We start from the raw sequence: 20760 nt of genomic DNA on the forward strand, positions 1-20760 counted from the left end.
CTACGCAAATCATGCTCACCCGCTTGCGAGAAATAGTCGAAAAAGTGGCCAGTGCGCCTCGTCTCAACGAGGCGCTCAACATTCTGGTTACTGACATCTGTCTTGCGATGGAGACCGAGGTTTGTTCGGTGTATCTGGCCGACCATGACCGGCGTTGCTATTACCTGATGGCGACTCGAGGTTTGAAAAAACCACGCGGACGCACCGTTACGCTCGCATTTGATGAAGGTATTGTCGGCCTGGTAGGGCGGCTTGCCGAACCCATCAACCTTGCCGATGCGCAAAAACACCCGAGCTTTAAATACATTCCTTCCGTGAAAGAAGAGCGCTTCCGCGCGTTTCTGGGTGTGCCTATCATTCAACGCCGTCAGCTTCTTGGCGTGCTGGTTGTTCAGCAGCGCGAGTTGCGTCAGTACGATGAAAGTGAAGAGTCTTTCCTCGTCACGCTGGCCACGCAGATGGCGGCCATTCTTTCACAGTCTCAGCTCACCGCACTGTTCGGGCAGTATCGTCATACCCGTATCCGCGCGCTCCCTGCTTCACCGGGCGTTGCCATCGCAGAAGGCTGGATGGACGCAACGCTGCCGCTGATGGAGCAGGTGTACGAAGCCTCGACACTGGATGAAGCACTAGAGCGTGAGCGCCTCACTGCCGCACTGGAAGAGGCGGCAAACGAGTTTCGTCGTTACAGCAAGCGTTTTGCTGCGGGGGCGCAAAAAGAGACGGCTGCAATTTTTGATCTTTATTCACACCTGTTGTCCGATGCACGTTTGCGCCGGGAGCTGTTTGCTGAGGTGGATAAAGGCTTTGTTGCCGAGTGGGCTGTAAAGAAGGTTATCGAGAAATTTGCCGAACAGTTTGCCGCGCTGACTGACGGTTATCTGAAAGAGCGCGCAGGGGATTTACGTTCCCTGGGCCAGCGCCTGCTGTTCCACCTCGACGACACCATTCAGGGCGCAAATGCCTGGCCAAAACGCTTCGTGCTGGTTGCCGATGAGCTGTCGGCAACGACACTTGCAGAGCTGCCGCAAGACCGGCTGGCCGGTGTGGTGGTGCGCGATGGTGCCGCCAACTCTCATGCCGCCATTATGGTGCGTGCACTCGGCATCCCGACGGTTATGGGGGCCGATATCCAGCCATCGGTGCTGCACCGACGTACGCTGGTGGTGGATGGTTATCGTGGTGAGTTGTTGGTTGATCCTGAACCCGTTCTGCTTCAGGAATACCAGCGTCTTATCAGCGAAGAGAATGAATTAAGCAAGCTGGCAGAAGATGACGTTAACTTGCCCGCGCAGCTGAAAAGCGGCGAGCGGGTCAAAGTGATGCTCAATGCTGGCTTAAGCCCTGAGCATGAAGAAAAGCTCGGCAGCCGAATAGACGGTATTGGCTTATATCGCACTGAAATCCCGTTCATGCTGCAAAGCGGCTTCCCGTCTGAAGAAGAGCAAGTCGCCCAGTATCAGGGCATGTTGCAGATGTTCAACGACAAACCCGTTACGCTGCGTACTCTGGATGTTGGGGCAGATAAACAGCTGCCCTATATGCCAATCAGTGAAGAAAACCCGTGCCTGGGCTGGCGAGGGATACGCATTACGCTCGATCAGCCAGAGATCTTCCTGATCCAAGTGCGCGCTATGCTGCGTGCGAATGCCGCGACCGGTAATCTCAGTATCCTGCTGCCTATGGTCACCAGTATTGACGAGATTGACGAAGCGCGGCGTTTGATCGAACGCGCCGGGCGTGAAGTTGAAGAGATGATCGGTTACGCGATCCCCAAACCGCGTATCGGCGTGATGCTTGAAGTCCCGTCAATGGTCTTTATGCTGCCGCAACTGGCTAATCGTGTTGATTTTATCTCTGTCGGCACCAACGATCTGACTCAGTATATTCTGGCCGTCGATCGTAACAACACCCGCGTCGCGAGCATTTACGACAGCCTGCACCCAGCCATGCTGCGAGCGTTGTCCATGATTTCCCGCGAAGCTGAGCAGTACGGTATCGACCTGCGTCTGTGCGGTGAAATGGCCGGTGATTCCATGTGTGTGGCTATCCTTATCGGACTGGGATTCCGCCATTTGTCGATGAACGGACGCTCCGTGGCGCGCGTGAAATACCTGCTACGTCATATCGAATTTGAAGATGCTCGTGAACTGGCCGCACGAAGCCTCGAAGCGCAACTGGCAACCGAGGTACGTCATCAGGTTGCTGCCTTTATGGAGCGTCGTGGCATGGGCGGGCTGATCCGCGGCGGCCGCTAAGCCGCTTTTCGCCTTCTCCCCGTGGAAGAGGGCATCCGGCGGCACAAAACTCTATACACATCTTTTACATCTCAGGCGCATCCTCAGCCTCAGGCTTATGCTATGATTCGCAACCTTGGAGCACCTGCCAACGGCGGGGACGCATTTTTACCGCTGTCCACTTTCAGCGGAATAACAACATCTTGTGGTGACAGATGAACAGTGGTTATCTGCATTTTCCGGAATTTGATCCGGTCATTTTCTCAGTAGGACCTGTAGCGCTTCACTGGTATGGTCTGATGTACCTGGTGGGCTTTGTTTTCGCTATGTGGCTTGCGGGCCGTCGCGCCAGCCGTCCTGGCAGTGGCTGGACGAAGAACGAAGTCGAGAACCTGCTGTATGCAGGCTTCCTTGGCGTATTCCTGGGTGGCCGTATCGGCTATGTCCTGTTCTATAACTTCCCGGTCTTCCTGAGCGATCCACTCTATCTGTTCCGCGTCTGGGACGGTGGCATGTCCTTCCACGGTGGCCTGATTGGTGTGATCCTGGTGATGGTGATCTTCGCCAAACGCACCAAACGTAACTTCTTCCAGGTATCGGATTTCATTGCGCCGCTGATCCCGTTTGGGTTGGGTGCCGGGCGTCTTGGCAATTTCATCAACGGCGAGCTGTGGGGGCGTGTCGACCCGAGTGTCTCCTGGACCATGCTGTTCCCGGGCTCCCGCGCTGAAGATATCGCACTGCTGCCGTCTCATCCTGAGTGGCAATCTGTTTTCGATACGTACGGCGTTCTGCCGCGTCACATGTCTCAGCTTTATGAGCTGGCGCTGGAAGGCGTGGTGCTGTTTATCATCCTGAATCTGTTTATCCGCAAACCGCGCCCGATGGGGGCTGTTTCTGGCCTGTTCCTGATTGGCTACGGCGCGTTCCGTATCATCGTCGAGTTCTTCCGCCAGCCGGATGCACAGTTTACCGGTGAGTGGGTACAGTACATCAGTATGGGGCAGATCCTCTCCATTCCGATGATTGTAGCGGGTGCCATTATGATGATTTGGGCGTATCGTCGTCGCTCACAGCAACAACTTTCCTGAGGAACCATGAAACAGTATCTTGAATTGATGAAAAAAGTGCTCGATGAGGGCACGCCGAAAAATGACCGTACCGGTACCGGCACGCTCTCCATTTTTGGCCACCAGATGCGCTTCAATCTGCAAGAAGGCTTCCCACTGGTGACGACAAAGCGCTGCCACCTGCGCTCGATCATTCATGAACTGCTCTGGTTCCTGCAAGGCGATACCAACGTGGCTTATCTGCAAGAAAACAACGTCTCTATCTGGGACGAATGGGCAGATGATAACGGCAACCTCGGCCCGGTATACGGAAAGCAATGGCGCGCATGGCCAACGCCTGATGGCCGCCATATCGACCAGATCACCACTGTGATGAACCAGCTGAAAAACGACCCGGATTCGCGCCGCATTATCGTTTCGGCGTGGAACGTTGGCGAACTGGACAAAATGGCGCTGGCGCCTTGCCATGCGTTCTTCCAGTTCTATGTCGCAGACGGAAAACTGTCTTGTCAGCTCTATCAGCGTTCCTGCGATGTGTTCCTCGGCCTGCCGTTTAACATTGCAAGCTATGCGCTGCTGGTGCACATGATGGCGCAACAGTGTGACCTGGAAGTGGGAGATTTCGTCTGGACGGGTGGTGATACCCATCTGTACAGCAACCACATGGAACAGACGCATCTTCAGCTCACCCGTGAGCCGCGCGCACTGCCGAAACTGGTTATCAAACGTAAACCGGAATCAATCTTCGACTATCGCTTTGACGATTTCGAAATTGAGGGTTATGACCCGCATCCAGGTATCAAAGCTCCTGTCGCTATCTAATAGCGCAAATCCTGACACAACCGGTGCTTTTTAGCGCCGGTTTTTTTTCGCCTCCATTCTGTTTTTCGAGCTGCTATCCAGCGATTTTGCAACGCCCTGCAACAGGGTTAATTCACTGGAAAGCACCTCGTAATGTCTTGATTTTTGACTCGTCAGCCTTACTGCGCTGTACCACACTGCCGCCATGAAAAAACAGACGGGCTTTACGCTAATCGAAACCCTGGTCGCTATTTCACTGGTTGTCATTCTTAGTTCTACCGGGCTTTACAGCTGGAACAGCTGGCAACAGCAGCAGCGTTTATGGCAAACCGCCAGCCAGGTACGTGACTACCTTGTGTTCCTGCGCAACGATGCCAACAGGCATAACCGTGAACATAAAATTTCCCTTCAGGAGAACGGGGAAAGCGGGTGTCTTTTCAGCTCCGTTGTCCTGGACTGTGAGGCGGGTGGCGCCTTTGTCCTAAAACCACTCTGGCCGGAGGTCACTATCACTGAATTGACTCCTGCGCTTGGGTTCTATGGGCTAAGAGATACAGCATGGGCCGGGCACGTTCGGGTGAGCAGTGGGGCGGGTGAATGGCTGGTGATTGTCTCTAACACAAGTCGAATCAGGATGTGTAATACCGCCGGAGGGAGTGTATGTCGTTAAAGCAACGCGGCTTCTCGCTGACAGAAGTGCTGATTGCCATGCTGATTGGCAGCATTCTGCTGTTGAGCACTGCCCGGTTTTTACCCGGGATGCAGCGGGCTGTTCTGCTGCAATCAGGTCGACAGGAGCTTGAAGAGGAGGTCTGGCAACGGCTTTTTTCAATAGGTAAGCACCTTCAGCGAGCGGGATACTGCGCAGGAGGTTGTCAGGGAGAAGGACTGGTCATTGGTCGGCAAGGGCGTTGCGTAATAGTGCGATGGGATGCGAACAGCAATGGTATCTGGGATATGTCTGCATCGGAAAACGACAGTACGGGCTTTCGCCTGGAGTCCGGTTCACTGGAAACCCTGCGCGGTGCGACATCATGCGATGGCAAAGGCTGGGAAAAACTAACCGACCCGGACAGGCTTTTTATCCAGACATTCGTGGTAAGCAAGCGTGAGCGTTCTGGTTTCGCTCCAGAGCTGAATATTGAGCTGGCCGCCAGCCGAAAAAACGGGCAGGGCGACGCTTATCTGGCGCGCTATGGTGTGACGGGGTTTAATCTGTGAACCGGCAATCCGGGATATCGTCACTGGCTATGGTTCTGCTTTTGCTGGTGCTCGGCAGTTTGATCCTGACGGGGCTAAACCAACAGCTTGAAACCTTTAGCGCACTGGTCAGTAGTGAGAGAAACGCCATCCACCACCAGGCCAACGTGCAGTCGGCGCTGGAGTGGGGCAAAGGCCAGCAATGGGTGCTACAGCCTGATGTTCAGTGCAGGCAGCCTGGTCAACAATCACGAGTCTGTTTGCGACTGCTGAGTGACTATCAGGTGTTACTGATCGCAGGAAGCCATGACCAGCTGTTGTGGCGGTTGGGGGACATTACAGAAGGGCGTATACGTTTTTCACCCCATGGCTGGACTGATTTTTGCCCACTGAAGGAGAATGCACTATGTCAGTTGCCCTGAACAGACAGCAGGGTTTTAGTCTGGTTGAAGTCTTGCTGGCGATGGTACTTCTGGTGATGACCGTCACAGCATTGTCCGGCTATTACCGGGCTCTGGCGTCCCGATTCGTGACGCTAAACCAGTATCGTCAGCTCTGGCATAACGCCTGGAATCAGTCTCAGGTTGACGTCAACGCGTTACCAGCGGGCTGGCAGGTGAGCCGGGTGCAGACATTGCAGTCCGGATGTGTCAGCATCACAGCTATTATTATTTCTCCTCTGGGGCAGCGCGGTGAGATGACTCGCCTGCACTGCCCGGTTAGCCAGTAGTCGGGAGCGTTTATGTTAAGGGTCTATCACTCAAATCGTCTGGATGTGCTGGAAGCGCTGATGGAGTTTATCGTTGAGCGAGAACGCCTTGACGATCCGTTTGAGCCAGAGATGGTGCTGGTGCAAAGCACCGGTATGGCACAGTGGCTGCAAATGTCCTTGTCGCAAAAGTTTGGCATCGCGGCAAATATTGAGTTCCCTCTGCCCGCGAGCTTTATCTGGGACATGTTTGTTCGCGTGTTGCCTGATATTCCAAAGCAGAGTGCGTTTAACAAGCAAAGCATGAGCTGGAAGCTGATGTCGCTGCTGCCTGGAATGCTGCCGCGCGATGAGTTTGCCATGCTGCGGCACTACCTCACTGATGACACCGACAAGCGCAAGTTATTCCAGCTGGCGTCGCGTACCGCCGATCTCTATGACCAGTACCTGGTTTACCGTTCCGACTGGTTAATTCGCTGGGAAGCGGGGGAACTTGTAGAAGGTTTACCCGAAGCGCAAATCTGGCAGGCTCCGCTGTGGAAAGCGCTGGTGGAACATACTGAGGCGCTGGGTCAGCCGAAATGGCACCGTGCGAACTTATATGACAAGTTTATATCCATACTGGAAACGGCTTCTGAAACCCCGCCCGGCTTGCCATCGCGGGTGTTTATCTGTGGTATATCGGCCTTACCTCCGGTCTATCTGAAAGCGTTGAATGCGTTGGGTAAGCATGTTGATATCCATATTCTTTTTACCAACCCGTGCCGACATTACTGGGGTGACATCCAGGACTCCCGCTGGCTCTCACGGCTCGTTACCCGCCAAAGACGACGCATCTTTGAGGAACGCACCGTGCCGTTGTTTAAAGACAGTGCAACCGCTTCGCAGCTTTTCGATGAAGAGGGGATTCAAAACCTGCCTAACCCTCTGCTGGCATCATGGGGAAAACTGGGGCGCGACTATATCCACATGCTCTCTGATATCACCTCTTCGGGTGAAGGTGACGTGGATGCGTTTGCTGAAATAACACCGGATAGCCTGCTGCACAACATTCAGCTAGATATCCTGGATTTGGAAAACCGCGCGGTCATGGGCATCACCGCGGAAGAATTTGCACACAGCAACAATAAAAGACGACTGGATCCTGACGATCGCAGTATCACGGTCCACGTTTGCCATAGCCCGCAGCGTGAGGTAGAGATCCTGCACGACCGGTTACTGGCGATGTTGCAGGACGATCCAACCCTTACACCGCGCGATATTGTGGTAATGGTGGCTGATATCGACAGTTACAGCCCGTTTATTCAGGCGGTATTTGGCAGTGCAACAGGAGAACGCTATCTGCCGTATGCGATTTCCGACCGCCGTGCGCGTCAGTCTCACCCCGCATTACAGGCTTTTGTGAGCTTGCTGTCGCTACCGGATAGCCGATTTATTTCTGAAGATGTGCTGGCCCTGCTTGATGTACCCGTGCTGGCCGCACGCTTTGACATTGACGAAGAGGGGCTGCGCTATCTTCGACAGTGGGTTAATGAGTCCGGCGTGCGTTGGGGAATCGACGACGATAACGTTCAGGAATTCGAACTCCCGCCGACAGGTCAACATACCTGGCAGTTTGGGTTGACGCGAATGCTGCTTGGCTATGCCATGGAAAGCAGCCAGGGCGAGTGGAATGAGGTACTTCCTTATGACGAATCCAGCGGCTTAATTGCCGGGCTGGTCGGCCATCTTGCTTCGCTCCTGATGCAGCTCAACCGATGGCGTCGTGAACTGATGCAGCCTCGTCCGCTGGAAGAGTGGCTGCCGGTATGCCGTGAGATGCTCAGCGATTTCTTCCTGCCTGACAGTGAAACCGAAGCTGCAATGGCGCTAATTGAAAAACAGTGGCAGGCCATCGTGGATGAGGGGGTCGGATCGCACTACACGGAAGCGGTTCCGTTATCGCTGTTACGTGAAGAACTGACACAACGTCTTGATCAGGAGCGTATCAGCCAGCGTTTCCTCGCAGGGCCGGTCAACATTTGTACCTTAATGCCTATGCGTTCGATCCCCTTCAAAGTGGTTTGCCTGCTTGGTATGAACGACGGCATCTATCCGCGGGCATTAGCGCCGCTGGGCTTTGACCTGATGAGCCCACAGCCGAAGCGCGGTGACCGTAGCCGCCGTGACGATGACCGCTATCTTTTCCTCGAAGCACTGATATCCGCCCAAAGTAAGCTTTATATCAGCTACATCGGGCGTTCCATTCAGGACAACAGTGAGCGCTTCCCGTCCGTACTGGTGCAGGAACTCGTGGACTATATCGGGCAGAGCCACTATCTGCCCGGCGATGAAGAGCGCAATTGTGATGAAAGCGAGCAGCGGGTAAAGGCGCATATTACCTGTAGCCATACCCGAATGCCGTTTGACCCGGTGAACTACGGAGCGAATGAGTACCGAAGCTATGCTCGTGAGTGGCTGCCTGCGGCGAAGAAAGAGGGCGCTGCGCACACTGATTTTATTCAGGCGCTTGAACCACGTCCTTTTGACACGCTGACCTTTGAGCAGCTCCAGCGATTCTGGGCCCATCCGGTGCGGGCATTCTTCCAGCAACGATTGCAGGTCAACTTCCGTTCTGAAGAGAACGATATTCCGGACTCAGAACCCTTTACGCTGGACGGGCTCGAACGGTATCAGCTCAACCTTCAGCTTTTGAATGCGCTCGTTGAACAGGAAGATGCACACAGTCTTTTCCGCCGCTATCGCGCAGCGGGGCAGCTACCTTATGGCGCGTTTGGCGAAATCGCCTGGGATGCGCAATGTCAGGAGATGCAGGCCCTTGCTGAGCGCGTTATTGAATGCCGCAAGCCGGGTAAAAGTATTGAAATCGATCTCAACTGTAACGGTGTCCAGCTTACGGGCTGGTTGCCCCAGGTTCAGCAAGATGGGCTGTTACGCTGGCGACCTTCGATGCTCAGTGTTTCACAAGGATTGCAACTCTGGCTCGAACACCTTGTCTACAGTGCGGGTGGCAACGAAGGTGAAAGCCGGTTATTTGTGCGTAAAGAGGGGGAATGGCGCTTTCCACCAATGGCTTCCGGGCAGGCAATGGAATATCTCTCGATATTCATCGAAGGATATCGACAGGGGATGACAAAACCTCTGCTGCTGCTGCCAGAAAGTGGTGGTGCGTGGATAAAAGCCTGTTATGACGCGCAGAATGATGCCATGTTAACGGATAACATTTCGCTGCAAAAAGCCCGTAGTAAATTTATCCAGGCGTACGAAGGGAACATGATCGTGCGCGGGGAAGGGGAAGATGTCTGGTATCAGCGTTTATGGCGCACGCTTGAGCCAGAATACTTTGACGCTATCACGGAAGAGGCACAGCGCTACCTGTTACCTTTGTTCAAATTTAATCAGTCCTGATGACCGTATAAAAATTGCGCATATTTGACTGTTCATTTATTATGCAATTCCTGTCACGGACTGATGTATCAGAGAAAGAGATGTTGGCGTGTCCAGCACGTAGTTTGTTAATGATGTAGCCGTGATAAAGAGGTCCGTTAATGCCAGGCAGCACCTTGTTCAAAGCGTTTGTTTTGTTTGTCGCCCTTTGGGCACCCATCACTCAGGCAGATTCCGGTTGGCAACCCGTTCAGGAAACTATCCGTAAGAGCGAAAAAGATACCCGCCAGTATCAGGCTATTCACCTTGATAACGGGATGACTGTGCTGCTGGTTTCCGATCCGCAGGCGGTGAAATCTCTTTCTGCGCTGGTTGTGCCTGTTGGATCACTTGAAGATCCAGAAGCCCACCCGGGGCTTGCTCACTACCTTGAGCACATGACGCTGATGGGGTCTAAAAAATACCCGCAGCCGGATAGCCTGTCTGAATTTCTGAAAATGCATGGCGGTAGCCACAACGCCAGCACTGCACCTTACCGTACCGCGTTTTATCTCGAAGTTGAAAACGATGCGCTGGAAGGGGCGGTCGATCGCCTTGCGGATTCAATAGCGGCACCGCTGCTGGACAAAAAATACGCCGACCGTGAACGCAATGCCGTCAATGCGGAACTGACTCTGGCGCGTACGCGAGACGGGATGCGAATGGCGCAGGTCAGCGCCGAAACGATAAACCCGGCACACCCGGGTTCGCGCTTCTCGGGCGGTAACCTGGATACTCTGAGCGACAAACCTAACAGCCCGGTGCTCGATGCCCTGCATGCGTTTCGTGATAAATACTACTCAGCCAACCTGATGAAAGCGGTTATCTACAGCAATAAACCGTTACCAGAGCTGGCAGGTATAGCCGCGCAAACTTTTGGTCGGGTGCCAAATAAGAACATTGAGTTACCGCAGATTAACGTGCCGGTAGTCACGGACGCGCAGAAAGGTATTGTGATCCATTACGTGCCTGCGCTTCCTCGCAAAGTGTTACGCGTTGAATTCCGTATCGATAACAATACGGCGCAGTTCCGCAGCAAAACGGATGAACTTGTCACCTACCTTATTGGCAACCGTAGCCCGGGAACGCTTTCCGACTGGTTGCAAAAACAGGGGCTGGTGGAAGGTATCCGCGCTGATTCCGATCCCGTTGTGAACGGTAACAGCGGTGTGCTGGCAATTTCCGCAACCCTGACGGATAAAGGCCTTGCCAACCGTGATGAAGTGGTTGCCGCTATTTTCAGCTACCTCTCCCTGTTACGTGATAAAGGCATAGATAAAAGCTATTTCGATGAGCTGGCACACGTGCTGGATCTCGATTTCCGCTACCCTTCTATCACGCGTGATATGGACTACGTGGAATGGCTCGCCGACACTATGATCCGCGTGCCGGTTGAACACACGCTGGATGCGGTCAATATTGCCGACCAGTACGATGCTGCGGCGGTAAAAGCCCGTCTGGCCATGATGACCCCACAGAATGCCCGTATCTGGTATATCAGTCCGAACGAGCCACACAATAAAACGGCTTATTTCGTGGAAGCCCCTTATCAGGTGGATAAAATCAGTGAACAGACCTTCTCTGACTGGCAGAAAAAAGCCGGAGAGATCGCGCTTAAATTACCGGAGCTGAACCCCTACATCCCGGATGATTTCTCGCTGATTAAAACCACAAAAGCGTACCCGCACCCGGAGCTTATCGTTGATGAGCCAACGCTGCGTGTGGTCTATGCGCCGAGCCATTATTTTGCGAATGAGCCGAAAGCGGATGTCAGCGTGGTGCTGCGTAATCCAAAAGCGATGGATAGCGCTAAAAACCAGGTGCTGTTTGCACTTAACGACTATCTGGCAGGTATCGCGCTTGATCAGCTCAGCAACCAGGCCGCGGTCGGGGGGATTAGCTTCTCCACCAATGCCAATAACGGGCTGATGGTTAATGCCAACGGCTATACCCAGCGTTTACCTCAGTTGTTCCAGGCCTTGCTTGAAGGGTATTTCAGCTACACGCCAACGGAAGAACAGCTCGAGCAGGCGAAATCCTGGTATGCACAGATGATGGACTCCGCAGAGAAAGGCAAAGCCTACGACCAGGCGATTATGCCAGCGCAGATGCTGTCGCAGATCCCGTATTTCCAGCGTGAAGATCGGCGTGCTCTGCTGCCGTCTGTCTCGCTGAAAGATGTGCTGGATTACCGTGATTCTCTGAAAACTAACACCCGTCCTGAATTCCTGATTGTCGGGAATATGGGTGAAGAACAGGCCAAAACGCTGGCGCAGAATGTGCGTACTCAACTGGGTTCGAAAGGTGAAGTCTGGTGTCGTAACCAGGATGTGTTGGTTGAGAAAAAACAGAATGTGATTTTTGAAAAGCCTGGGACCAGTACTGATTCCGCTCTGGCTGCGGTATTTGTCCCAACCGGTTATGACGAATTCGCCAGTTCGGCGCAGAGTGCGGTGTTGGGCCAGATTATTCAACCCTGGTTCTATAATCAACTGCGCACTGAAGAGCAGCTTGGCTACGCGGTCTTCGCGTTCTCAATGAACGTCGGGCGTCAGTGGGGATTAGGTTTCTTGCTGCAAAGCAGTGATAAACAGCCAGCCTATCTCTGGAAGCGCTATCAGGCCTTCTTCCCGCAGGCAGAAGAAAAACTGCGTGCGATGAAGCCTGAAGAATTTGCCCAGATCCAGCAGGCGGTTATCGCGCAGGTGATGCAGCCGCCGCAAACTTTGGGTGAAGAAGCCTCGCAACTGAGCAAAGATTTTGATCGCGGTAATCTGAGTTTCGATTCGCGTGATAAAGTAGTGGCAGAGATAAAACAGCTGACGCCTCAAAAGGTTGCCGATTTCTTCCATCAGGCGGTAGTCAAACCGCAGGGAATGGCCATCTTGTCTCAGGTTTCCGGTAGCCAGAACGGGAAAACGGAATACGTAAACCCGAAAGGCTGGAAAGTCTGGAAGAGCGTCAGCGCATTGCAGCAATCTATGCCCTGGAGTAAGAAAGAATGACCGATACCGCTGAGTCCCTTGATCCCTTACGTTTACCTCTACAGGGTGAACGATTGATTGAAGCCTCAGCGGGAACGGGAAAAACCTTTACCATAGCCGCGCTTTATCTGCGCCTGCTGCTCGGGCTTGGAGGACACGCGGCTTTTTCACGCCCTCTGAGTGTGGAAGAGCTGCTGGTGGTGACCTTTACCGAAGCCGCCACCGCTGAGCTGCGCGGGCGTATTCGTTCAAACATCCACGAACTGCGCATCGCCTGCTTGCGCCAGAGCACGGATAACCCCCTTTACGCGCGTCTTCTGGACGAGATTGTCGATAAGCAGCAAGCAGCCCAGTGGCTGCTGTTAGCAGAGCGGCAAATGGATGAAGCCGCCGTCTTCACCATTCACGGCTTCTGCCAGCGAATGCTGAGCCTGAATGCGTTTGAATCCGGCATGTTGTTTGAACAGCAGCTTATCGAAGACGAATCTGAGCTGCGCTATCAGGCCTGCGCGGATTTCTGGCGTCGTCATTGCTATCCATTGCCCCGCGATATTGCCGAAGCGGTTCATGCGTTATGGAAAGGGCCGGAAGAGCTTCTTCGCTCTATCGACCGTTATTTGCAGGGCGAAGCGCCGGTGATTAAATCACCCCCTCCGGCTGATGAAACGCTGGCATCACGTCATGAAAAAATCGTGTCGCAAATTGCCGCCCTGAAGCAGAAATGGAACGAGTCGGTCGGTGACATTGAGGCCATCGTCGAAAATTCAGGTATCGACAGACGCAAGTTCAACCGCGGTAACCAGGCAAAGTGGATTGAAAAAATCAGCATCTGGGCGCAGGAAGAGTCCCGGGGCTATCAGCTTCCGGACGCGCTGGAAAAATTCTCGCAGCGATTCCTGATTGAACGAACGAAGGCTGACGGCGTTGTCCCTGAACATCCCCTGTTTGTTGCCATTGAAGCCTTGCTGGCCGAGCCATTGACCCTTAATGATCTGATGATCACCCGCGCAATGGCCGAGATCCGCGAAACAGTGGCTCGTGAAAAGCAGCGTCGTGGTGAACTTGGATTTGACGATATGCTGAGCCGGCTCGATGCCGCGCTGCGCAGCGAAAACGGTGAAGCCCTGGCCGCCGCCATTCGTGCCCGTTTCCCGGTGGCGATGATCGACGAATTTCAGGATACCGATCCGCAACAATACCGTATCTTCCGCCGTATCTGGCGGCAGCAGCCGGACACGGCGCTGCTGCTGATTGGCGATCCGAAACAGGCTATTTATGCCTTCCGTGGTGCGGATATTTTTACCTACATGAAAGCCCGTAGTGAGGTAGAAGCGCACTATACGCTGGATACCAACTGGCGTTCATCACCCGGCATGGTCGAGAGCGTAAATGCGCTGTTCGAGCGCATGGATGCCGCTTTCATGTTCCGGGAAATCCCGTTTTTACCGGTCAAATCTGCACCTAAAAACGCCGCCCTTCGTTTTGAGTTCAATGGTGAATTTCAGCCAGCGATGAATTTTTGGTTGCTGGAGGGAGACGGCTTCGGGATAAGCGACTACCAGAACGCGATGGCCCAGCACTGTGCGGCGCAAATTCGCGACTGGCTCAGTGCTGGCGTGCGGGGTGAGGCGCTGCTATGGAAAGGCGAAATCGCCTCCCCGGTGAAGGCCTCCGACATCACGGTGCTGGTGCGTAGTCGTCAGGAAGCGGCTCTGATCCGCGACGCGCTGACAATCCTGAATATCCCCTCGGTCTACCTGTCGAATCGCGATAGCGTATTTGAAACCCTTGAGGCCCAGGAGTTGCTCTGGCTGTTGCAGGCGGTGTTGTCACCGGAGCGGGAAAGTACGCTTCGCAGTGCGCTGGCAAGCTCAATGTTGGGGCTGAACGCCCGGGATATTGATGCGCTCAACAACGATGAAATTGCCTGGGATGCGGTGGTTGAAGAGTTTGTTCACTATCGTGAGCGCTGGCAAAAACGCGGTGTTATGGCGATGCTGCGTGAGCTGATAACCCAGCGTCATATTGCTGAGAACATGCTGGCGACGCCGGGCGGAGAACGTCGCCTGACGGATATCTTGCATATCAGCGAGTTATTGCAGGAGGCCGGCACGCAGCTTGAGAGCGAACACGCCCTGGTGCGCTGGCTGGCGCAGCAAATTGCCGATCCCAACAGTAACTCCTCAAGCCAGCAAATGCGCCTCGAAAGCGATAAGCATCTGGTGCAGATTGTCACCATCCACAAATCGAAAGGTCTGGAATATCCACTGGTCTGGCTGCCTTTCATTGCGAATTACCGGGCACAGGATCAAGCGTTTTATCACGACCGGGACTCTTTTGAGGCAGTGCTGGACCTCAGCAAGGCCGATGCGAGCGTTGAGCTGGCGGAAGCCGAACGTCTGGCAGAAGATTTGCGACTACTTTATGTAGCCCTGACCCGTTCAGTCTGGCATTGCAGCCTGGGTATTGCACCGCTGTTCCGTCGACGTGGAGAGAAAGCGGGAGAGTCTGATTTCCATCTGAGCGCGGTGGGGCGGCTTATCCAGCGGGGCGAGCCAAAAGATGCGGCAGGGCTGCGTCAGTGCCTTGAGTCCATTTGCGACGAGAATATTGCGTTGCGTGTTCCTGGCCTGCCAGATAACAATCGTTGGGAAATGCCGGAACAACGTGAACCCGATCTGGATGCCCGAAAAATAACGAGAACCGTTGCGGATAACTGGCGCGTAACGAGTTACTCCGGTTTGCAGCAGCATGGCCAAAGCATCGCGCAGGATCTGATGCCTAAGCTGGATGTGGATGCCGCAGGAGTGGGCGATGTGCAGGTAGAGCCAATGCTTACACCGCACCAGTTCCCGCGCGGGGCATCGCCGGGCACGTTTTTACACAGTTTGTTTGAAGAGCTTGATTTCACACAACCTGTTTCCCCGGAATGGGTGCAGGAGATGTTGCAGAAGGGCGGTTATGATGCCGCCTGGCAGCCGGTGCTGACAACCTGGGTGAGCGCAATCTTACAAGCGCCGCTGACGGAAAACGGCATCTCCCTGAACCAGCTCACCGCCAAAGACAAACAGGTGGAGATGGAGTTTTACCTTCCTATTGCCAGCCCGCTTAACGCGAAAGAGCTGGATGCGATTATTCGCGCACATGATCCGTTATCTGCGGGCTGTCCGCCGCTCGATTTCCGTCAGGTACAGGGAATGCTGAAAGGCTTTATCGACCTTATTTTCCGCCATGAAGGACGCTATTACCTGCTGGATTACAAATCGAACTGGCTGGGTGAGAACAGCGAAGCCTATACGCAGCAGGCGATGGCCGCTGCAATGCAGTCTCATCGCTACGATTTGCAGTATCAACTTTATACCCTGGCGTTGCATCGCTATCTGCGTCATCGCATTGCTGACTACAGTTACGAAGAACATTTTGGCGGCGTTATCTACCTGTTCCTGCGCGGGGTTGATGCCGCCGATCCGCAGTCGGGGGTATATCGCACCCGCCCGGATGCAGCTTTGGTTGAAAAAATGGATAGTCTGTTTGCAGCAATCACGGAGGACGTGGCATGACAATGCAGGAATTATTGCTTGGGGCCACAGAACAGCGCCTGCTGCGTCAACTCGATGTGCAATTCGCCATTATGGTGGCAGGCGAACAGCCTGCCGTGATGCTTGCCGCAGCCATCCTGAGCCGGGATGCTGGCGAGGGGCATGTGTGTCTGCCGCTTTCACGACTGGTCTGTGATGACAAAACCCCGCCCGCGTTGCAATCCTGTTTTGCTCTTCTGGGTGACGCTGTGGACTGGCAACGCGTTTTGCTCAATTCATCCGCCGTCAGTGACGGTTCAACACCCGCTCCGCTAATCCTTACAGGCGGGCGTTTATACCTCAATCGTCTGTGGCGCTATGAGCTGACCGTCGCCCGTTATTTTAGCGAGGCCAACGCTCCTCTCCCTTGCGATGAGGTACTGCTCCGCCAAACGCTGGATGGCCTGTTTACCTCGCAGGAGCCCATTGACTGGCAAAAAGTTGCCGCTGCCGTGGCGCTGACGCGTCGGATTTCGGTTATTTCTGGTGGGCCAGGTACGGGCAAAACAACCACGGTGGCAAAATTGCTCGCGGCGCTCATCCAGCTGTCTGGCGAACAAAAATGCCGTATTCGCCTGGCGGCACCTACCGGAAAAGCGGCGGCACGTCTGACGGAATCGTTAGGTGGTGCTCTGCAAAAACTGCCGCTCACGCAAGAACAGTTAGCGCTTTTCCCTAATGAGGCCAGCACGCTGCACCGTTTGCTCGGCGCGCAGCCTGGTAGCCAGCGTCTGCGTTATCATGCCGGCAACCCGCTGCATCTTGATGTTCTTGTGGTGGACGAAGCGTCCATGATTGACCTCACAATGATGTCGCGCCTGATTGAGGCATTACCTTCCCATGCGCGCGTCATTTTTCTGGGCGATCGTGACCAGCTTGCCTCCGTGGAGGCCGGTGCGGTACTGGGGGATATTTGCACTTATGCAAGCCTGGGCTACACCACGGCGCGAGCGCAGGAGCTGGCGCGTCTGACCGGATGCGTGCTGGCAGGCAACGACAACCCGCTCGCAGGCGCATTACGCGACAGCCTTTGCCTGCTGCAAAAAAGCTACCGCTTTGGTAGCCATTCGGGTATTGGCCAGCTTGCGGCGGCGGTAAACCGTGGCGATCGCAATGCAACACGCTCGGTCTTTAGCGGCGAGTTTGACGATATCGAGAAGAAATCGCTGCAAAATGGCGAAGAGTACCAGGCCATGCTTGATGAGGCTTTGCAGGGGTATCAGCTTTTCCTTGCGAGCGTACAGCAGCAACGTCCCCCTGAGCAGGTGATCGCCGCCTTTGGCGAATATCAGCTTCTGTGCGCCCTGAGGGAAGGGCCGTTCGGCGTAGCAGGCCTGAACGAGAGGCTGGAACAGGTGCTGGCTCAGAAGCGCAGAATTACCCGTTTACAGCATTCGCGCTGGTATGAAGGGCGTCCGGTGATGATCTCCCGTAACGATAGCGCGCTGGGTCTGTTTAACGGTGATATTGGCATTGCGCTCGACCGTGGTCAGGGCCTGCGTGTGTGGTTCCTGATGCCCGATGGCAGCGTGAAGTCGGTACAGCCAAGCCGTTTACCCGAACATGAAACGGCCTGGGCGATGACGGTGCATAAATCGCAAGGCTCTGAGTTCAACCATGCCGCGCTGATCCTGCCTTCGCAGCTTTCGCCGGTGGTAACCCGTGAACTGATTTATACCGCTATCACCCGCGCACGTAAGCGCCTGTCGCTGTATACCGATGAGCGTGTACTGGTGCAGGCGATTGCCACCCGTACGGAGCGTCGTAGCGGGTTAAGCGCGATATTTGAGGCAAGCTAAAGGTTGGCCCTCACGTTAGGGTGAGGGCTGCACGTTCTATCCCAGATCGGCCATCAGCACTTTTGAACGGCGCTGATAGTTGTACATCTCTTTTTTACTTTCCGGCAGGGAATCAATATCCACAGGCGTAAAACCACGCTCCTGGAACCAGTGGATACTGCGGGTGGTGAGAACAAACAATTTACTCAGGCCAATCTGGCGCGCCTGCACCGCAATGCGCTCCAGCAGCATTTCACCGCGTGATGAGCTGCGGTAGTCAGGGTGAACGGCAACGCAGGCCATTTCACCGATCTTCTCTTCCGGGAAGGGATAGAGTGCGGCGCAGGCGATGGTCAGGTTGTCGCGCTGAATAATGGTAAATTTGTCGATCTCCATTTCCAGCTGCTCGCGAGAGCGACGCACCAGAATACCTTGCTGCTCCAGCGGGCGGATCAACTCCAGAATACCGCCAATATCATTGATGGTAGCGCGACGAATTTGCTCGGCGCTCTCCATCACAATCTGTGTACCGATACCGTCACGGGAGAACAGCTCCTGCAACAGCGCGCCATCTTCCTGGTAACTGATGAGGTGGCTACGGCGCACGCCGCTGCGGCAGGCTTTTACCGCCCCACGCAGAAAACGCACCGTGCCGGAATGGTAATCGCTTTTCGCTTCCAGCTCTTCGACCCGGGCCTGCGCTTCGTTCGGGAATAATTCCGGTACAATTACGCCTTCATCGTTAACAACACCCTGTGAGGAGCAAAAGCCAATCATTTTTTCCGCTTTTAGCTTGATAGCCAACTGGGTGGCTATTTCTTCTGAGGTGAGGTTAAAACTTTCACCGGTCACGGAGACCGCGACTGGCCCCATCAGCACGATTGCGCCGCTGTCCAGTTGGCGGTGAATGGCTTCTTCATCGATACGACGAATACGACCGCTGTGGCAATAATCCACGCCATCGTCCACGCCGAGCGGCTGCGCGATGATAAAATTGCCGCTGACCACGTTAATATGCGCCCCCTGCAATGGGGTGTTGTTCAGGCTCATGGATAAACGCGCCGTGATATCCAGCTGCAAAAGCCCGGCGGCCTGTTTTACCAGTTCGAGGGTTTTCGCATCTGTTACGCGGGTGTGTTTGTGGTAAATCGGCTCATGATGATGTGCGGCCAGATTGGCATCGATTTGCGGACGCGCACCATAGACCACAACCAGACGAATGCCGAGGCTGTGCAATAAGCCAATATCATTGACAATACTGGAAAAGTTTTCATGCTCGATGGCTTCACCGCCAAGCATGATGACAAACGTTTTTCCCCGATGGGCATTGATATAGGGAACAGAATGGCGGAATCCCTGGACCAGTTCGGTTCTACGTTCCTTCACCATGACACAACCCTTAATGAATGTTTATTCGCAATTTGTGTATTTTTATTCGATTGTGGCCGCGCGCGCAAGCCTAAATTTTCCGCGAAGCATAGAAATTTATAAGTAATGCGTGCGTTAACGTATGATTGTTTACCCTTTTATAGATGACAGTTTATGCGTCATTCGTTAAAGTTTTCGGTCAATTTGGGCGTTTATTTATCAATTTGATTTCTTGCTCGGGAGAAGCATGTCGGGATCCAAATCAACAATAAGCCGCCGCCGCTTGTTACAAGGGGCCGGGGCGATGTGGTTGCTTAGCGTCAGTCAGGTTGCGTTTGCTGCTGTCAGTCAGGTGGTGGCGGTGCGTGTCTGGCCGTCGTCAACCTATACACGTGTGACTGTCGAATCTAATCAGGTGCTGAAGTATAAGCAGTTTGCGCTAAGCAACCCTGAACGTGTCGTGGTGGATCTCGAAGGTGTTAACCTGAACTCCGTCCTGAAAGGGATGAGTGCGCAGATCCGTGGCGACGATCCCTTTATCAAATCTGCTCGAGTGGGGCAGTTTGATCCGCAAACCGTGCGTATGGTGTTTGAGCTTAAGCAGAACGTTAAACCGCAGCTCTTTGCTCTGGCACCGGTTGCCGCATTTAAAGAGCGCCTGGTGATGGATCTCTATCCGTCGAATGCCACGGATATCCAGGATCCGCTGTTGGCACTGCTGGAAGATTACAACAAAGGCGATCTTCAGCGTCAGGTTCCCCCTGCGCAAAGCGGGCCGCAACCCGGTAAAGCCGGGCGCGATCGCCCGATCGTGATCATGCTTGATCCGGGGCACGGTGGAGAGGACTCCGGTGCGGTCGGGAAGTATCGCACTCGTGAAAAGGATGTGGTGCTGCAAATTGCGCGACGTCTGAAAGCGCTGATCGACAAAGAAGGCAACATGCGTGCTTACATGACGCGTAATGAAGATATCTTTATTCCGCTGAAAGTCCGTGTGGCAAAAGCGCAAAAACAGCGCGCGGACCTGTTCGTGTCTATCCACGCTGATGCCTTTACCAGCCGTCAGCCGAGCGGTTCTTCGGTATTTGCGCTGTCGACAAAAGGGGCAACCAGTACCGCAGCGCGATACCTTGCCGACACTCAGAACGCCTCTGACCTGATTGGCGGTGTGAGTAAAAGCGGCGATCGCTATGTCGACCACACCATGTTCGACATGGTGCAATCCCTGACCATTACCGACAGCCTGAAATTTGGTAAAGCGGTACTGGGCAAACTTGGCAACGTCAACAAACTGCATAAAAACAGTGTGGAGCAGGCCGGTTTTGCGGTGCTGAAGGCGCCTGAAATACCGTCTATTCTGGTCGAAACGGCGTTCATCAGTAACGTTGAAGAGGAGCGCAAGCTCAAAACGGCGAAGTTCCAGCAGGAAGTGGCGGAATCGATATTGTCGGGAATTAAAGCCTATTTCTCTGACAGCGCAACGCTCGCCAGAAGAGGGTAGTGACTAATGCCGGGGCATTACCCGGCAAATTCACTTATTACAGATACAAAAAAACACCCATAAGGGTGTTTATTGTTTTAGAAGTGTTGGTTGCGGGGGCCGGATTTG

13 protein-coding genes are annotated in these 20760 nt (G+C 54.2%); 12 read left to right on the top strand and 1 reads right to left on the bottom strand.

The features are described from left to right. Nucleotides 1–11 precede the first annotated feature (11 nt). The 11 genes from ptsP to recD all read left to right on the top strand — a co-directional run bounded on the left by ptsP (nt 12) and on the right by recD (nt 17804). Complete coding sequence (gene ptsP, locus ACS603_RS15250; protein ID WP_182062292.1) at nt 12–2258, top strand: phosphoenolpyruvate--protein phosphotransferase; 2247 nt, start codon at nt 12–14, stop codon at nt 2256–2258. A gap of 194 nt (nt 2259–2452) precedes the next feature. After that, nucleotides 2453–3328 (top strand): prolipoprotein diacylglyceryl transferase, encoded by an 876-nt coding sequence (gene lgt / locus ACS603_RS15255; protein WP_182062291.1) that lies wholly within the window; start codon nt 2453–2455, stop codon nt 3326–3328. A gap of 6 nt (nt 3329–3334) precedes the next feature. After that, a complete protein-coding gene (thyA, locus tag ACS603_RS15260; RefSeq protein ID WP_182062290.1) occupies nt 3335–4129 on the top strand; it encodes a thymidylate synthase in 795 nt (264 codons plus the stop codon). 184 nt (nt 4130–4313) lie between these two features. Then, nucleotides 4314–4778 carry a prepilin peptidase-dependent protein gene (locus tag ACS603_RS15265; protein ID WP_315686662.1) on the top strand — a complete coding sequence of 155 codons (465 nt, stop codon included), beginning with the start codon at nt 4314–4316 and terminating at the stop codon, nt 4776–4778. Then, nucleotides 4769–5329: a prepilin peptidase-dependent protein gene (locus ACS603_RS15270; protein WP_182062288.1), complete on the top strand. Its 561-nt coding sequence runs from the start codon at nt 4769–4771 to the stop codon at nt 5327–5329. Before ACS603_RS15265 ends, ACS603_RS15270 begins: the two co-directional genes overlap by 10 nt. After that, complete coding sequence (locus ACS603_RS15275; protein ID WP_474944521.1) at nt 5326–5730, top strand: DUF2509 family protein; 405 nt, start codon at nt 5326–5328, stop codon at nt 5728–5730. The genes ACS603_RS15270 and ACS603_RS15275 overlap by 4 nt, the downstream gene beginning before the upstream one ends. Continuing rightward, a complete protein-coding gene (locus tag ACS603_RS15280) occupies nt 5715–6038 on the top strand; it encodes a prepilin-type N-terminal cleavage/methylation domain-containing protein (protein ID WP_182062286.1) in 324 nt (107 codons plus the stop codon). The genes ACS603_RS15275 and ACS603_RS15280 overlap by 16 nt, the downstream gene beginning before the upstream one ends. 12 nt (nt 6039–6050) lie before the next feature. Beyond that, a complete protein-coding gene (recC, locus tag ACS603_RS15285) occupies nt 6051–9425 on the top strand; it encodes an exodeoxyribonuclease V subunit gamma (protein ID WP_474944522.1) in 3375 nt (1124 codons plus the stop codon). A 140-nt stretch (nt 9426–9565) separates the two neighbouring features. Continuing rightward, nucleotides 9566–12448 carry a pitrilysin gene (gene ptrA / locus ACS603_RS15290; RefSeq protein WP_315686659.1) on the top strand — a complete coding sequence of 961 codons (2883 nt, stop codon included), beginning with the start codon at nt 9566–9568 and terminating at the stop codon, nt 12446–12448. Next, on the top strand, nt 12445–15987 hold the full coding sequence (gene recB / locus ACS603_RS15295; protein ID WP_474944523.1) for an exodeoxyribonuclease V subunit beta: 3543 nt from the start codon (nt 12445–12447) through the stop codon (nt 15985–15987). Before ptrA ends, recB begins: the two co-directional genes overlap by 4 nt. Then, the gene (recD, locus tag ACS603_RS15300) at nt 15984–17804 is read left to right on the top strand and encodes an exodeoxyribonuclease V subunit alpha (protein ID WP_474944524.1); all 1821 of its coding nucleotides are present in this window, start codon (nt 15984–15986) and stop codon (nt 17802–17804) included. Before recB ends, recD begins: the two co-directional genes overlap by 4 nt. Nucleotides 17805–17840: 36 nt before the next feature. Here the strand turns inward: recD and argA are convergent, their stop codons facing one another. Next, nucleotides 17841–19172, bottom strand: coding sequence for an amino-acid N-acetyltransferase (argA, locus tag ACS603_RS15305; RefSeq protein WP_182062281.1), 1332 nt, complete (start codon nt 19170–19172; stop codon nt 17841–17843). A 226-nt stretch (nt 19173–19398) separates the two neighbouring features. Here argA and amiC point away from each other — a divergent pair, with 226 nt between their 5' ends. Beyond that, on the top strand, nt 19399–20652 hold the full coding sequence (gene amiC / locus ACS603_RS15310; RefSeq protein WP_014071587.1) for an N-acetylmuramoyl-L-alanine amidase AmiC: 1254 nt from the start codon (nt 19399–19401) through the stop codon (nt 20650–20652). Nucleotides 20653–20760 lie beyond the last annotated feature (108 nt).

This window comes from Enterobacter sp. Li2LvB3, from assembly GCF_056156645.1.

What these genes read in the sequence shown, in the direction of transcription:
- ptsP (WP_182062292.1), top strand. Translation starts at nt 12, where the DNA reads ATGCTCACCCGCTTGCGAGAAATAGTCGAAAAAGTGGCCAGTGCGCCT.
- lgt (WP_182062291.1), top strand. Translation starts at nt 2,453, where the DNA reads ATGAACAGTGGTTATCTGCATTTTCCGGAATTTGATCCGGTCATTTTC.
- thyA (WP_182062290.1), top strand. Translation starts at nt 3,335, where the DNA reads ATGAAACAGTATCTTGAATTGATGAAAAAAGTGCTCGATGAGGGCACG.
- ACS603_RS15265 (WP_315686662.1), top strand. Translation starts at nt 4,314, where the DNA reads ATGAAAAAACAGACGGGCTTTACGCTAATCGAAACCCTGGTCGCTATT.
- ACS603_RS15270 (WP_182062288.1), top strand. Translation starts at nt 4,769, where the DNA reads ATGTCGTTAAAGCAACGCGGCTTCTCGCTGACAGAAGTGCTGATTGCC.
- ACS603_RS15280 (WP_182062286.1), top strand. Translation starts at nt 5,715, where the DNA reads ATGTCAGTTGCCCTGAACAGACAGCAGGGTTTTAGTCTGGTTGAAGTC.
- recC (WP_474944522.1), top strand. Translation starts at nt 6,051, where the DNA reads ATGTTAAGGGTCTATCACTCAAATCGTCTGGATGTGCTGGAAGCGCTG.
- ptrA (WP_315686659.1), top strand. Translation starts at nt 9,566, where the DNA reads ATGCCAGGCAGCACCTTGTTCAAAGCGTTTGTTTTGTTTGTCGCCCTT.
- recB (WP_474944523.1), top strand. Translation starts at nt 12,445, where the DNA reads ATGACCGATACCGCTGAGTCCCTTGATCCCTTACGTTTACCTCTACAG.
- recD (WP_474944524.1), top strand. Translation starts at nt 15,984, where the DNA reads ATGACAATGCAGGAATTATTGCTTGGGGCCACAGAACAGCGCCTGCTG.
- argA (WP_182062281.1), bottom strand. Translation starts at nt 19,172, where the DNA reads ATGGTGAAGGAACGTAGAACCGAACTGGTCCAGGGATTCCGCCATTCT.
- amiC (WP_014071587.1), top strand. Translation starts at nt 19,399, where the DNA reads ATGTCGGGATCCAAATCAACAATAAGCCGCCGCCGCTTGTTACAAGGG.